We start from the raw sequence: 14115 nt of genomic DNA, 5'->3' as shown, positions 1-14115 counted from the left end.
TTCTTGATTGTCATATTCACCTCGATAAGTCATTTTACTCACTTAACGCGGTGTCCAAAAGTATTGGATCAGATCAGGCAGCCAGCTGATGGCGTTTTTGTTTAATATTCATATTGATGCGTAACATCATTGATAGTAGCCTGATACCAGCATGCAACATTGACGTCAGTTGGCTCAATGGCGAATTGGCATTCTCTCTTCCCTACACACAGAGAAACTTCATGGATAGAAAACATACCTTTGGTGTCATTCTGGCACTGCTTGCCGCTTTTTTTAACGGCATGGTTGGCATACTGAGTGTTAACCTGTTTCAGTCGGGCCTCTCGCCGGAAGCCGTGGCATTTTATAAATGCGTCGTTGCTTTGTTGATCATTGTGGTGTTACTGGCTGCCACCGGACAAATCGCTACCTTGCTTTCTTACGTAAAAACCAAGTGGAAAGCCTTGTCTGTGTGCAGTTTCTTTGGCTTTTTCATGCTGTATTTTTTTGAAACGGCGTCCTACGAAACACTGAACGTTGCTGTGGTGGTCTTCCTGCTGTTTGGTGTCTCTACGCTGGTAACATTTTTTGCCAATGCGCTGTTTGAAAGGCGAAACCTGGTGGCGCAGGAATGGATGTCGGTACTGTTCGCGGTACTGGGTTTGTACCTGATCTTCATGGAAAATGAGAACATCGCCAGTTCGGATAATACCGGTTTTGTGTTTGCGGTACTGGCGGGTGTGGGTTACGGGCTGTTTTTGGTGCTGAATAAGAAACTGAACATTGGCGGCGGGTTAGTTCCGGTTGGCGGCCTGCTGCTGTTTGGTGTGGTGTATCTGTTTGTTCCCTTTTCCATGTCGGGCTTTGTTGGTGTTGAAAGCGATGTCTGGTTAACCCTCTTATTGCTGGCGCTGCTGCCCACCATAGGCGGCTTCTGGTGCACGACTAAGTCCCTGACGATATTAAAAAGCCAGACGGTTCAGCTGGTTGAGCTTTCGGAGCCTATTTTTGCTTTGATGCTGGGTTTTATTTTCTTAGGTCAGTTAGTCTCGCCGATGCAAATGCTGGGCGGAGGCTGCATTTTGGGTGCGATTCTGATCCATGAAGTGAAGCTGTCCACCTTGAAATCACTGAGTAAGCGAAAAGTGGCGACGGACTCGACCCGGTAAACTTTCCTCTTCTTATCTGCATACACTACAGATCAAACAGCCAGCCTCAGACTGGCTGTTTTTTGTTGCCTCAAAGCGCAGTGTACACACGCGCTTTGTTAGTATTTCCTTGTTCGTCCTGGCCGAGGTGCTTTTTCTGCCGGAGTGGTTTTTATCGCTGGAAAAGCATATTGAACAGCGTGCCAGACCTATCAACCTCTGACTTTTCAAGCCTTAGAATGTGATTAAGAGCGGAGGTGCTCCGTCTGTTTAACGGCCCGGATTGGAGATGATTTTTTATCGGTCGCGCTTTTCCCGGTTATTTTGCGGTCTGTTTGCGAAAATGCACTATTGTTAACACAGCTGGGTTAGCCGTTCAGGGTTTACCATGCCCATTTTTCCTTTCTCTATTTTCTCTCGTCGATCTCCCTCACATTGTCGACAATTCTATTCATCCAGATTTACTTTTTGTTAACAATTGGCTTGTTTTTTATCTTTTATAGGTCTATTTTTTCCTTGTTGATTAAGTATTGTTGACAATGTTGGTTGGTTGGGAGGTTGGAGAGAACTGTGAGTATTGGTATTGTAGACAATGTGCAAGATCCCACGATGACTGTGAGCGGTAAAGCTGACGCTGTAAAAGAGCCGACCAAATCCAACAGTTTGCTGGAAGTGCTGGTAGAGCGCATCGTCACCGGGGTTTTTCCTGCCGGCAGCAAGATATCTGAACCTGAACTGGCCCGCCAGTTTGCCGTTAGCCGCGGCCCGCTGCGTGAAGCCATGATGCGGGTTGAAGCCTTGGGTTTGGTCGAGCGCATTCCCCATGTCGGCGCCCGGGTCGTTGCACTCAGCCCGCAGAAACTGGCTGAAATCTATGCGGTGCGGGAAGCGTTGGAAGGTATGGCGGCGCGTCAGGCCTGTGAAAAAATCACTGATGAAGAAATTGCCGGGCTGGAAGTCTTATTGCAAACCCATCAGACCCATATTGAGCAGGTCGAGGGTGCCTCCTATTTTCATCAGCACGGTGATTTCGATTTCCACTACCGGATCATCAAAGCCAGTCGAAACAGCAAGTTAATCAGCTTGTTGTGCGATGAGCTTTATCACTTGCTGCGTATGTACCGCTATCAATCACCGCGTTCGCATTCACGTCCGGAGCGGGCACTGAACGAGCACACACAGATTCTGGCAGCGATAAAGGAGCGCGACGGCGAACTGGCTGAAATGCTGATGCGTCGCCACATAATGCGCAGCAGAACACTGATCGAAAGTCAGTTAAAAAAGGACTGATACTCAGCAGAATGCGTTCTGCCGGATAATTCTTACAACAACAAGGAGCAAGTTATGAAGCCAGGACAGCGTTTCCGTCAGGCTGTTGCAGATAACCACCCGCTGCAGGTGGTGGGTACGATCAATCCATACTGCGCCATGATGGCAAAGCAGGTGGGTCACCAGGCTATTTACCTGTCTGGTGGCGGGATCGCCAACGCCTCTTATGGCCTGCCGGATCTGGGGATCACTACTCTGAATGATGTGACGGAAGACGTGCGCCGGATCACCGCCGCCTGTGACCTGCCGATGCTGGTGGATATTGATACCGGTTTTGGCGGTGCATTCAATATTGCCCGCACCATTCGCGAAATGGAGCGGGCCGGTGCCGCCGCGGTACATATGGAAGATCAGGTGGCGCAGAAACGCTGCGGACACCGTCCGAATAAAGCCATTGTCAGTCAGGCTGAAATGGTGGATCGCATTAAAGCGGCAGTTGATGCCCGTCAGGATGACAGCTTTGTCATCATGGCCCGTACCGATGCGCTGGCCGTTGAAGGGATGGATGCTGCGATCGAGCGGGCCATTGCCTGTGTTGAAGCCGGTGCCGACATGATTTTCCCGGAAGCCATGATTTCGCTCGAGCAGTATCGCCAGTTTGTTGATGCGGTAAAAATGCCCGTGCTGGCAAACATCACAGAGTTTGGTGCAACGCCGTTGTTTTCCTGCGAAGAGCTGGCCGCGCAGGGTGTCGACATGGTGCTTTATCCACTGTCAGCATTTCGTGCCATGAACAAAGCGGCACTGAATGTCTATCAGCATCTGATGACAGACGGCCACCAGCGCAACGTGGTTGAGCAGATGCAAACCCGTGAAGAGCTTTATGATTATCTTGGCTACCATGAATATGAGCAAAAGCTGGACAAACTGTTCAGCGGACAGTGACAACATGCGCGGATATTCCCTCCCCTTGGCAAGGAGAGGGTTAGGGTGGGGTTCGTATGGTGTGCGCAGATTCAGAAATTGTGTCCGGTAACCCCCTCATAGCCTCCCCTTGAAAAGGGGGAGGGACAGAAAGAATTCATGCAACAGAAGAAGAGAAGGCGTACGAAGTCAGCGTCTCAATCCAATAACGTGACGACCAGTAACAAAAGGAGCCTGTAATGACTGCGACACAATCAGTGACAGCGGACAAAGAAAACACGGCAAACAAGGACAGTTCACTCAACAAGCCACTGGGCGGGGCAGGTCTGCGCGGTCAGAGTGCCGGCAGCACCGCACTGTGTACCGTGGGTAAAACCGGTACCGGCCTGACATACCGTGGCTATGACATCACGGATCTGGCGCACAATGCCCAGTTCGAAGAAGTGGCTTATCTGCTGCTGAAAGGCAAACTGCCGACCCAGGCTGAGCTGGATCAGTACAAAGCGACACTGAAAGCTAAACGCGGCCTGCCCGATGCATTGAAAACCGTACTGGAAGCGATTCCGGCACAGGCGCACCCAATGGACGTTATGCGTACCGGCTGCTCCATGCTGGGTAACCTGGATCAGGAAACGGATTTCAGCCAGCAGGCAGACAAAACCGACACTTTACTGGCTATGCTGCCTGCCATCATTTGCTACTGGTACCGCTACAGCCACGACGGTGTGCGCATCGATACCGCCAGTTCTGAACAGGATTGTACCGGCGGATATTTTCTGGAAATGCTGACCGGTAAGACGCCGTCGGAACTGCATAAGCAGGTTATGCATTGCTCGCTGATCCTTTATGCCGAGCATGAGTTCAATGCTTCGACCTTCACCGCTCGTGTCTGCGCTTCCACGCTGTCTGATCTGCATTCGTGCATTACGGCGGCGATCGGCAGCCTGCGCGGCCCGCTGCACGGCGGAGCGAATGAAGCGGCGATGGCGATGATCGAACACTGGAAAACCCCGGACGAAGCGGAAAGCAATATCCTCACTATGCTGGCGAACAAAGACAAAATCATGGGCTTTGGTCATGCAATTTATCGCGACTCAGATCCACGTAACGCGCTCATCAAAGAGTGGGCACGTAAGTTGTCGGCCGATGCCGGTGACGCCCATTTATACGCGGTGTCTGAGCGGGTGGAAGCGGTGATGAAACGCGAAAAAGGCCTGTTTGCCAACGCGGACTTTTTCCATGCCTCGGCGTACCATTTTATGGGCATTCCCACCAAGTTGTTTACGCCGATCTTTGTCATGAGCCGCGTCACCGGCTGGGCCGCGCATGTGTATGAGCAGCGTGAGAATAACCGCATCATCCGGCCGAGTGCAGATTATATCGGCCCGGATCATCAGGACTGGCTGCCGATAGACCAACGCGTCTAGCCGTTAACTTATTTACCTCCCCGCCAACAGGGGAGGATTAACTACACAGACTAATAACGACTCAGAAGTAAAAGGAAAGATGAATGAGCCTCAACGTTGAACTGAATGAACGCCCGCAGCCGGATGAACTGCTGGTAAAAATTGCCGATTATGTGGCCAATAGCGAAGTTACCTCAGCCGAGGCCTATAACACCGCCCGTAACTGCCTGATGGATACCCTGGGCTGTGGCCTGCTGGCACTGCGCTTCCCTGAATGCACCAAGCACCTGGGCCCGACAGTGCCGGGTACGACAGTACTGAACGGCGCGCGTGTACCGGGAACCTCCCATGAGCTGGACCCGATCACCGCTGCGTTTAACATCGGCTGCATCATTCGCTGGCTGGATTTCAATGACACCTGGCTGGCCGCAGAATGGGGCCATCCGTCCGACAACCTGGGCGGTATTCTGGCCACGGCTGACTACCTGAGCCGTGTTGCTGTTTCGGAAGGCAAAGCGCCGCTGACCATGCGCGACGTGCTGACCGCCATGATCAAAGCCCATGAAATTCAGGGCGTACTGGCGTTGGAAAACAGCTATAACCGCGTAGGTCTGGATCATGTGTTGCTGGTGCGTGTGGCATCAACGGCTGTGGTGACTAAGATGCTGGGCGGAAACCGCGATCAGATTATAGATGCCGTGTCTCAGGCCTGGGTCGATGGCTGTGCGCTGCGCACCTATCGTCATGCGCCGAATGCCGGCTCCCGTAAATCCTGGGCCGCGGGTGATGCCACCTCCCGTGCCGTTCGTCTGGCGATGATCACCATGAAAGGCGAAATGGGTCTGCCGTCTGTGCTGACCGCACCTAAATGGGGTTATTACGATGTGCTGTTCAACGGCCAGCCGTTCAGGCTGAATCAGGATTTTGGCAGCTATGTGATGGAAAATGTGCTGTTTAAGATCTCTTTCCCGGCAGAGTTCCACGCCCAGACAGCGGTAGAATGTGCGGTAACACTGCATGATCAGGTAAAGAACCGTCTGGATGACATCGAACGTATCGAAGTGACCACGCACGAATCTGCCATTCGCATTATTTCCAAATCCGGCGATCTCGCCAACCCTGCCGACCGCGATCACTGCCTGCAGTACATGATTGCTGTGCCTTTGATTCACGGCGATCTGATTGCAGAGCACTATGAAGATGACTTCCACTGTGGCGACAGCCGCATTGATGTGCTGCGCAGCAAAATGGAAATCATTGAAGATAAGCGTTACAGCGCCGAATATCTGGAATCAGACAAACGCTCGATTGCCAATGCTATTCAGATTTTCTTCAATGATGGCACCAGCACCGAGAAGGTCTCGGTCGAGTACCCGATTGGTCACCGTCGTCGCCGTGAAGAAGGCATTCCTGTGCTGGAGCGTAAGTTCAGACGCAACCTGCTGACCCGCTTCCCGCAGGGCATGAGCGATAAGATTGTTGAGCTCTGCAGTGATCAGGCCAAGCTGGAAGCCACCCCGGTGAATGAGTTTATGGCGATGTTTGCCATAAACTGATCACAATGTGGAATTGCCCGTCTGTAACAGAAACCGGCGTATTGATCGCCGGTTTTTTTGTCTGCTCTTAATCGTATGATCACACAAGATAAGGCTGCGCATCAGTGAAGAACGGGCTGGGAAATGGCTTTTCTCAATTGTTCAAGTACATACTCAGCAGATACCAGGATCACAAACTTCACTGTGGGTAACCGAAACGTGCTGTCTGTCACCGGCATTGCCGGAAAGGCCTGACTCATCGGCCAGTGTGGCGGCGCCAATGTCTGATGGTTGGTATTATTGGATCTTGGGCTGCACTCTGTTAATTCCAGATGCAGTCTGGGTAGTTGCGTCAGCATGCTCACCTCAATTTACAGGCAGGAGTTTTCCTGTCATCCCTCAAAAAAATAAACGCACTGAAAGTAAGGCTAATGGCTCTTTGGCTATTGATATAAGGGCGAAAAAGCGAACTTCAAGTCTCTGTACTCAGGTTCTTTATGGTTCACGATAAAAAATGAGAACAATATTGATCTGGTGCATCTCAGGGCAGCTGACTGAGCAGTAGAATGCGGGCTGAGTTCGGCTGATGTCCTATTTTGCTCTGCGAGGTCAAGGTGTTGCATTTTTGTCAGACGGCCAGTGTGCTTATTGAACGTGTTCACACGGCACCGGAAGGTATTGCCCGGCTGAGACAGCCGCTGGCGGCTCTGTCTGACGTGTCGGGCTTGCTGGCATTAATCGAAGATTTCTCCGCCGTCACACAAGTGTCTGAGGTGGCCTGATGATTGGAGAACAGGCTCACCTGAACCGGATCTGGGCGCGTACCCTGCTCGAAGAATTGTCCCGCCTGGGGGTGACTGAGATCTGTCTCGCCCCCGGTTCACGCTCGACACCACTGGCGCTGGAAGCCGCCGCGCATCCGGTACTGAATCTGCATACCCATTTTGATGAGCGTGGCCTGGGCTTTCTTGCGCTCGGTATGGCCAAAGCCAGCGACCAGCCTGTGGCGGTTATCGTAACCTCCGGCACCGCCGTGGCCAATCTGTTACCGGCTGTGGTTGAAGCGGGGCTGACCGGTGAAAAGCTGGTGTTGCTGACCGCCGACCGGCCTGCCGAATTGATCGGCTGCGGCGCCAATCAGGCGATCTGCCAGCCGGGAATCTTCTCTTCTCATGTGACCGCCAGCCTGGATTTGCCCTGCCCTTCTGTGTCTGTCCCGTTAAGCTGGCTGCTGACATCGGTAGATGAGCTGTTATTTCGCCAGCACCAGCAGGGTGGCGCGGTGCACATAAACTGCCCGTTTCCGGAGCCTTTGTATTCGCCTGACCCGCCGGATGAATCGTGCTATTACACAGGATTGCTCGCTCACTGGCGAAGTATGGAACAGCCTTATACCTGTGTGTCTGTTCAGCCTGCACGGGTCACTGTGCCTGATGATATTCAGGCGCTGCGCAGCAAAAAGACGGTCATTATCGCCGGTGGCATGTCTGTTTCGGACGCGCAGGCGGTGGCCGCACTGGCGGCAGCGCTGGAATGCCCGCTGCTGTGTGATCCGCAGTCGGGGATCGGCAGTGACTGGGCGCATTACGATCTCTGGCTGCAGGTTGACGAGCTGGCCGCGCCGCTGAATGAGTGCAATCTGATCCTCCAGTTTGGCTCGCGCCTGATTTCTAAGCGCCTGACTCAGTGGATTGCCCGGCAGGCCAGTGAAAGGCAGGGCGATTACTGGTATGTATCGGCCGACAGGGCGCGCCACAATCCGGACCACCTGCCGCAACGCCATTTTGTCGCGAGTATTGCTGACTGGGCAAACATGGCCCTGGCAGCGTTAGCAAATACCGCCGCTGATGATCCGCTGCCCGGACAGATGCATCAGCAGTCACAACAGCTTCAGCAGCACAAGGGACATGATCCGCAGTGGCGACAGGCACTGCGGCAGACGGCGCTGCAGGTTCATGCCAGAGTCGGCAGCTATTTAGCGGCCTGTGGTGCAATGTCGGAGCTGGCACTGGCGATGGATCTGAGCCTCAGAGGCCAGCAGGCGAGCCTCTTTCTGGGTAACAGCCTGATTGCCCGGCTGGTCGACATGTTTACCGTAGTTAACGGGCGGGCTGTTTACACTAACCGGGGCGCTTCGGGTATTGACGGGCTGGTTGCCGCTGCGGCAGGGGTGCAGCGTGCCAGCGGCAGTCCTTTAATCTTGCTGCTGGGCGATACCTCGCTGCTGCATGATCTGAACTCGCTGGCGTTATTGACCCACAGTAAAACACCTGTGGTCATCGTCGTCACGAACAACGACGGCGGTGCCATTTTTGATCTGCTGCCTGTCCCGCCGGACAGTAAACAGCATCTGTACCAGATGCCGCATGGCTATCAGTTCGAACATGCTGCCCGTCAGTTTGGGTTGGCGTATTGTAAAACCGCGACACTGTCTGCTTATCAAACGGTTGTGAATGAGCATTTGCTTGCCGGGACAGGCGCGCTACTGGTGGAGATTCAGACGCCGCCGGGAGAAGCCGGCGAGCAGCTCAGTCAGTTCATCAGAGATTTGCATGCTCTGTAGCCGGTTTCTAACCCGGAGCGATCAGCCGGATCGTCCGGTACTGGTGTTTCTCCATGGCCTGCTGGGCAGCGGAGCAGACTGGCTTGACTGCACTCAGTGGCTGCAAGCCTATCCCTGTATCGGGCTGGATTTGCCCGGTCATGGCGGCAGCCGCGCTGTTGTCTGTCACTCTCTGGATGAGGCCGCGGGACAGGTTCGCGATACCCTGATCCAGCATCAGCTGGCGGCCCGTCCCCTGGTGCTGGCGGGCTACTCACTGGGCGCCCGTATCGCCATGCACGGAGTGGCCAACGGCCTGTTTGCACCGCTGAATATCCGGCTGCTGGCGGTGGAAGGCGGTCACTTTGGTCTGACTTCCAAACAGGAACAAATGGTGCGGTGGCGACTGGACTGTCGCTGGGCCCGCCGGTTCCGCCGTGAGCCTGTCGGTACGGTGTTGGCCGACTGGTATCAGCAACCTGTTTTTGCTTCGCTTAATCATGTGCAAAAACAAAGTATGCTTAATTGCCGCAGTGATAATCTCGGGGCCGGTGTTGCCGCCATGCTGCTCGCGACGTCATTGGCCCGGCAAGCTTACCTGGCGGATGCGCTCAAGTCGCAGCACGTGCCACTGCATTACTTTTACGGCGGACACGACAGCAAATTTTCACGAATGGCGAATGACAGCCGGGTGCCGGCAAGCTGTATCGCCGATGCCGGACACAACGCCCATAAAGAACAACCGCAGGCTTTTGCGATGGCGCTCAGGCGTCAGCTGAATCAGTCCCTTGAAATGACATTGTGATCTGAGAGTGAGGATGACGATATTCAGTACCGCACAGCTTGCTTTTCCTTTCCATTGTGAAATGGACAGAGTGTTCTTATTCTGGATTTAATTATCTATGATTTAAGTCTCTGTCTTTGATTATTTTAATTGTTGTTTACTGATTTTTGCCCAGAATAGACAAGCGTTCCTCACGTCGTTCTATCCTTAATATTGAAATATTAACGGATGAATTATGTGAGCATTATAAGAATTTCAGAACAAGTCTGACTGGAAAAAGAATGAGAATCAAACCGCTTCCCCCACTAAACAGCTTAGTTGCCTTCGAAGCTTCGGCCCGGCACCTGAGTTTTACCCTGGCAGCTGACGAACTGAATGTGACTCAAGGTGCAATTAGCCGACAAATTCGCCAACTGGAGGAATACCTTGGCACAGCGATGTTTACACGCGCAAGCAGGAGTATTTACCTGACACCGACAGGACTTCAGTATTATCAGTCGATCAGCCATTCGTTGCTGGATATTGCCCAAGTCACTGGCGAAGTGAAGAAGTGGCAGGGCGACCATAAAATCACGGTGGCGACAACCAATGCGATGGCGGCACTGTGGCTGCTTCCTAAAGTCGCTGAATTTCAGAATGCGCATGATGACATAGATTTGCGGATTTTAGCATCTGATAACATTCAGGACCTACGGCGGCTCGATTGCGATATAGCGCTTTTCTATTGCCGCACACCACCAGCCGACATGCACGTCACCACCTTGTTTGCTGAAGAGGTTTTTCCGGTCTGCAGCCCGGCATACCTTGAGAAAATCGGTCATCCGACCGAGCCTGAAGATGTGTTCAGCAAAACCTTGCTCTTGCTGGAGGAGTCACAAAGAGACTGGGTGAATTGGGAGGAGTGGTTTCATGCCGTGGGGCTGCCAAATATCACACCTAAAAACCGGATGAATATTAACAATTATCCAATGTTGTTGCAGGCGGCTATTAATGGGCAGGGTATCGCACTGGCATGGGGTTCATTGGTGGATGATTACTTACAAAGTGGTGCCTTAGTCAGGCCAGTGGAGCAAGTGTTGTCGACTGAATCAAATTTCTCGATGCTGGAGCCCATTGGCAGGGGGGTGATGCCAGCGAGCGTGAAGCGCTTTCGCGAGTGGTTATTGCATCAACTCCCGGATGAAGTCGGTGAGAAGGGTTTGATCTAAAAGGATTTTATCCACGCTCAGTTGAACAAAAAAAGCTGGAACTCAGGTTCCAGCTTTTGAATGGATTAGCTTCGCTGGTGCTTTAAGACAATAAGGGTTTTTGGTGGGTTGCCCCTTCTGATTGCGCCGCTGGTGTTGTGTCTGTTTTCAGGGGGGATTTTGGTTCAACGAGTGGTTCGACCGGGCCGTCCAGCTTTTCCTGTTCAGGGTGAACATGCTCCGGAAGCATTGCCCAGGGTTTGGGTTCACGACGCAGACAGTGAAACAGAGTCATACTCATGACGGCGATGAAAATGGCAATCGGGAAGCCAGCGATGATTGATGCCGTTTGCATGGCCTTCAGTCCACCAGCATAGAGCAAGACAGCGGCGATGACTGCAATCATTATTCCCCAGAGTATTCTGATCAAAGTCGGTGGCTCACTGTCACCGGCTGCATCAAGGGTACACAACACCAGCGTGCCTGAATCCGCTGAGGTGATAAAATAGGTGCCAAGCAGTACACAGGCTAGAACGCTCAACAGCTTGCCAAATAAACCCGTATCCAGGTTATCGAACAGGGTAAATAAGGCTCGAGTGGTATCTGCTTTGGTTGCATCCAGAATCGGTCCGCCTGTGAAAGCGGTGGATGGTGTTTGATTGGTCTGCTGCGCGGCTGCAACGACAGTTTGCTCCTGATGGGCAATGCGAGCGTCCTGCTCGACTTTTAGTGCTGCGCCGCCGAAAACCGAGATCCACAGGAAGGTGATCAGGGTAGGTACGATTAATGCCCCGCCTATCAGCTCGCGGATAGTGCGTCCTTTTGAAATCCGAGCGACAAACATGCCAACAAACGGTGCCCAGGTCATCCACCACGGCCAGTAATAGGCTGTCCACCAGTTTTGCCAGCCAGAGTCATTTTGCGCATCGCTCCACAGGCTCATGCCGATAATATTCTGCGCATAAGCGCCAGTACTTTCCAGCAAGGTGTTCAGAATGTAACGCGTTGGGCCAATATAGAGAACGATCACTACCAGTAGCAGCGAAAGCAACATATTCCATTCTGAAAGACGCCGGATGCCTTTGCCAATGCCGGACAGAACGGATGCCACCGCGCAGGTACACAGAGTGACAATAATCACCAGCTGGGTCCCCAGACTGATGTCGATGCCAAATGCCTGATTCAACCCAGAGTTAATCTGGATCACTCCCATACCCAGTGTTTGGGAAATACCAAATGCCGTAACCGCAACCGTTAAAATGTCGACAGTGTGGCCGATGGGGCCGTAAATTCGATTGCCGATTAAAGGGTACAGAATAGAACGGAGTGTGAAGGGGAGATCTTTACGGTATGAAAAATAGGCCAGTGCTAAAGCCACAATGATAAACACTGACCATGGGTGTAAACCCCAGTGAAAGAAGGTCAGTTGCATTGAGGTGGCGGCAGATTGATTGGTCAGTCCTTCAGTAAAAGGATTGTCAGCATAGTGCCACATTGGTTCGGCGACTGACCAGAAAATCAGTCCGATTCCCATGCCGCCAGAAAACAGCATGGACACCCAGGACAAATAGCTAAACTCCGGCTTTTCATTGTCTTTGCCGAGCCGGATATGGCCGTATCGGCTGATCATTAAATAAATAAGAAACCCGACAACCAAGGACACCAGACCAATATAAAACCACTTCATATTCTGCAATAAAATGCTGGAAATGGTTTCGAAATATTGCCCTGCCTGGTTGGCGAGGATAGCGCAGAAAAGCACAAACCCTATCACGACAACTTTTGACGCGATCGTAACAGTAGGGTTTAGCCCTTTCAGTATCCCTGATGTTGCTCTCATAAACATCCCTCTCAGTGCGTGCTGCTCAGTGTTGTTACGTTCTTGTTAATTTTTTGAAGAGTAGAGAGTGCGGAAAGACGTTTCAACTGATTATTTGTCATCCATGAATGAGCTCAGATCATGGAACATTAATTTTATCAATAACAGGGTCTGGGCATTATCAGTCCGGCGGATAGAAGTATGACAATTTCTCATTAACACCCTCCAAAAAAGTCGTTTGTTTGTTGCGATGTTGTTAACCAGAATCAGCATCATTAACACATCACCATGTTGTGATCACGGAATGCAATTTCACTTGCGGAGAAAAGAACATGAGCAATGTCAATCAAACCATCATCCCGATTGAGCTGGTCGATCGCGTATTGAATCCGATCAGCGAGGCAACAGGTATGCCGAACGAGGCCTATACCCACGCCGAGTATTTCACCTTTGAGCGTGACCACGTCTTCGGACAGACCTGGGTCTGCATCGGCTTTGCTTCAGATCTGGTGAAGAATGGCTATGTGAAGCCGATTACGTTTATGAATTTGCCCCTATTGCTGATGAAGAACCGTCAGGGGGAAGTGCAGGTTTTTCACAACGTCTGCAGTCACCGCGGTATGAAACTGGTGCATGAAGCGGGTGAAGTTCAGGGAATGATTCGCTGTCCTTATCATTCCTGGACTTATGATCTTGATGGCAACCTGAAAGGCACACCACATATCGGTGGGATCGCCAAGCATAAAGACGACAGATTCAAATGCGAAAAACACGGCCTGAAACCGTTGCGCTCTGCTATTTGGATGGACATGGTTTTTGTCAATTTGTCTGGTGATGCGCCGAGCTTTGAAGAGCATATTGCGCCTCTGGAGCAGCGCTGGCATGGCTTTGTCGGGGACGATGGGCTGGGTTTGCTGCGCCGCGTGAACATGGGCGGCAATCTGGAAATCGAAGTGAACTGTAACTGGAAGCTGGCCGTCGAAAACTACTGCGAGGCTTACCACCTGCCTTGGGTACACCCGAGCCTGAACAGCTACTCCCGGCTCGAAGATCATTACAACATTATGTTTGCTGAGCGTTTTGCGGGCCAAGGCAGTCTGGCCTACAACCTGTCTGATACCGCTGGGACGCATCTGCCGAAGTTTCCGGGCTGGCCTGCGGACAAGCTTCGTCATGCTGAATACGTGTCGCTGTTTCCGAATGTGCTGCTGGGCATTCAGGCTGATCATGCCTTCGCCATGATGATTGAGCCTATCAGTGCAGATAAAAGCATTGAGCATTTACGTATTTTTTATGTCGGGGATGAAGCAACCCAGGATGAATTCGCAGCATGCCGCACCGCAACGGTTGAATCATGGCGTGTGGTGTTTGGTGAAGACATTGGCGCGGTAGAAGGCATGCAGCAAGGCCGTTATTCACCGGGCTTTGGCGGTGGGGTGTTCTCGCCGGAGATGGATATACCGACGCATTTCTTCCAGACATGGCTGGCGAAGCAAGTAAAGTCGGCGATGGAGGGCTGATC

The 14115-nt window shown here is 52.2% G+C and carries 12 protein-coding genes; 10 read left to right on the top strand and 2 right to left on the bottom strand.

Features of this window, described 5'->3' with window-relative positions:
* The first annotated feature begins 221 nt into the window (after positions 1-221).
* The 5 genes from Q4491_RS16165 to Q4491_RS16145 all read left to right on the top strand — a co-directional run bounded on the left by Q4491_RS16165 (position 222) and on the right by Q4491_RS16145 (position 6282).
* Entirely contained in the window at positions 222-1148 is a 927-nt protein-coding gene (locus Q4491_RS16165; protein ID WP_303458917.1) for a DMT family transporter, read from the top strand.
* A gap of 588 nt (positions 1149-1736) precedes the next feature.
* Positions 1737-2417, top strand: coding sequence for a GntR family transcriptional regulator (locus Q4491_RS16160; protein ID WP_225445219.1), 681 nt, complete (start codon positions 1737-1739; stop codon positions 2415-2417).
* Positions 2418-2471: 54 nt separating this feature from the next.
* A complete protein-coding gene (prpB, locus tag Q4491_RS16155) occupies positions 2472-3341 on the top strand; it encodes a methylisocitrate lyase (RefSeq protein ID WP_303458915.1) in 870 nt (289 codons plus the stop codon).
* Between the two features lie 218 nt (positions 3342-3559).
* Positions 3560-4747, top strand: coding sequence for a 2-methylcitrate synthase (gene prpC / locus Q4491_RS16150; protein ID WP_192016251.1), 1188 nt, complete (start codon positions 3560-3562; stop codon positions 4745-4747).
* A gap of 83 nt (positions 4748-4830) precedes the next feature.
* On the top strand, positions 4831-6282 hold the full coding sequence (locus Q4491_RS16145; RefSeq protein ID WP_303458909.1) for a bifunctional 2-methylcitrate dehydratase/aconitate hydratase: 1452 nt from the start codon (positions 4831-4833) through the stop codon (positions 6280-6282).
* 101 nt (positions 6283-6383) lie between these two features.
* Here Q4491_RS16145 and Q4491_RS16140 read toward each other — a convergent pair whose 3' ends face one another.
* Positions 6384-6620 carry a hypothetical protein gene (locus Q4491_RS16140; RefSeq protein WP_192016253.1) on the bottom strand — a complete coding sequence of 79 codons (237 nt, stop codon included), beginning with the start codon at positions 6618-6620 and terminating at the stop codon, positions 6384-6386.
* A 255-nt stretch (positions 6621-6875) separates the two neighbouring features.
* Between Q4491_RS16140 and Q4491_RS16135 the strand changes: the two genes are divergently transcribed.
* From Q4491_RS16135 to gcvA, 4 genes are all read left to right on the top strand, one after another.
* Positions 6876-7043 (top strand): hypothetical protein, encoded by a 168-nt coding sequence (locus Q4491_RS16135; RefSeq protein WP_192016254.1) that lies wholly within the window; start codon positions 6876-6878, stop codon positions 7041-7043.
* Positions 7043-8824, top strand: coding sequence for a 2-succinyl-5-enolpyruvyl-6-hydroxy-3-cyclohexene-1-carboxylic-acid synthase (menD, locus tag Q4491_RS16130; protein WP_303458904.1), 1782 nt, complete (start codon positions 7043-7045; stop codon positions 8822-8824). Before Q4491_RS16135 ends, menD begins: the two co-directional genes overlap by 1 nt.
* Positions 8814-9608 (top strand): 2-succinyl-6-hydroxy-2,4-cyclohexadiene-1-carboxylate synthase, encoded by a 795-nt coding sequence (gene menH, locus Q4491_RS16125; RefSeq protein ID WP_303458901.1) that lies wholly within the window; start codon positions 8814-8816, stop codon positions 9606-9608. Before menD ends, menH begins: the two co-directional genes overlap by 11 nt.
* Before the next feature lie 260 nt (positions 9609-9868).
* Positions 9869-10795: a transcriptional regulator GcvA gene (gcvA, locus tag Q4491_RS16120; protein WP_192016257.1), complete on the top strand. Its 927-nt coding sequence runs from the start codon at positions 9869-9871 to the stop codon at positions 10793-10795.
* Between the two features lie 82 nt (positions 10796-10877).
* Here gcvA and Q4491_RS16115 read toward each other — a convergent pair whose 3' ends face one another.
* The gene (locus Q4491_RS16115) at positions 10878-12614 is read right to left on the bottom strand and encodes a BCCT family transporter (RefSeq protein ID WP_218386160.1); all 1737 of its coding nucleotides are present in this window, start codon (positions 12612-12614) and stop codon (positions 10878-10880) included.
* A gap of 311 nt (positions 12615-12925) precedes the next feature.
* On the opposite strand from Q4491_RS16115, the gene Q4491_RS16110 reads away from it, so the two are divergent.
* Complete coding sequence (locus Q4491_RS16110; RefSeq protein ID WP_192016259.1) at positions 12926-14113, top strand: aromatic ring-hydroxylating dioxygenase subunit alpha; 1188 nt, start codon at positions 12926-12928, stop codon at positions 14111-14113.
* Positions 14114-14115 lie beyond the last annotated feature (2 nt).

This window comes from Photobacterium sp. 2_MG-2023, from assembly GCF_030547675.1.
Lineage (GTDB): Bacteria > Pseudomonadota > Gammaproteobacteria > Enterobacterales > Vibrionaceae > Photobacterium > Photobacterium arenosum.
Note: the sequence above shows the minus strand (reverse complement) of the source record. Positions and strands in the feature narration are given on the sequence as shown.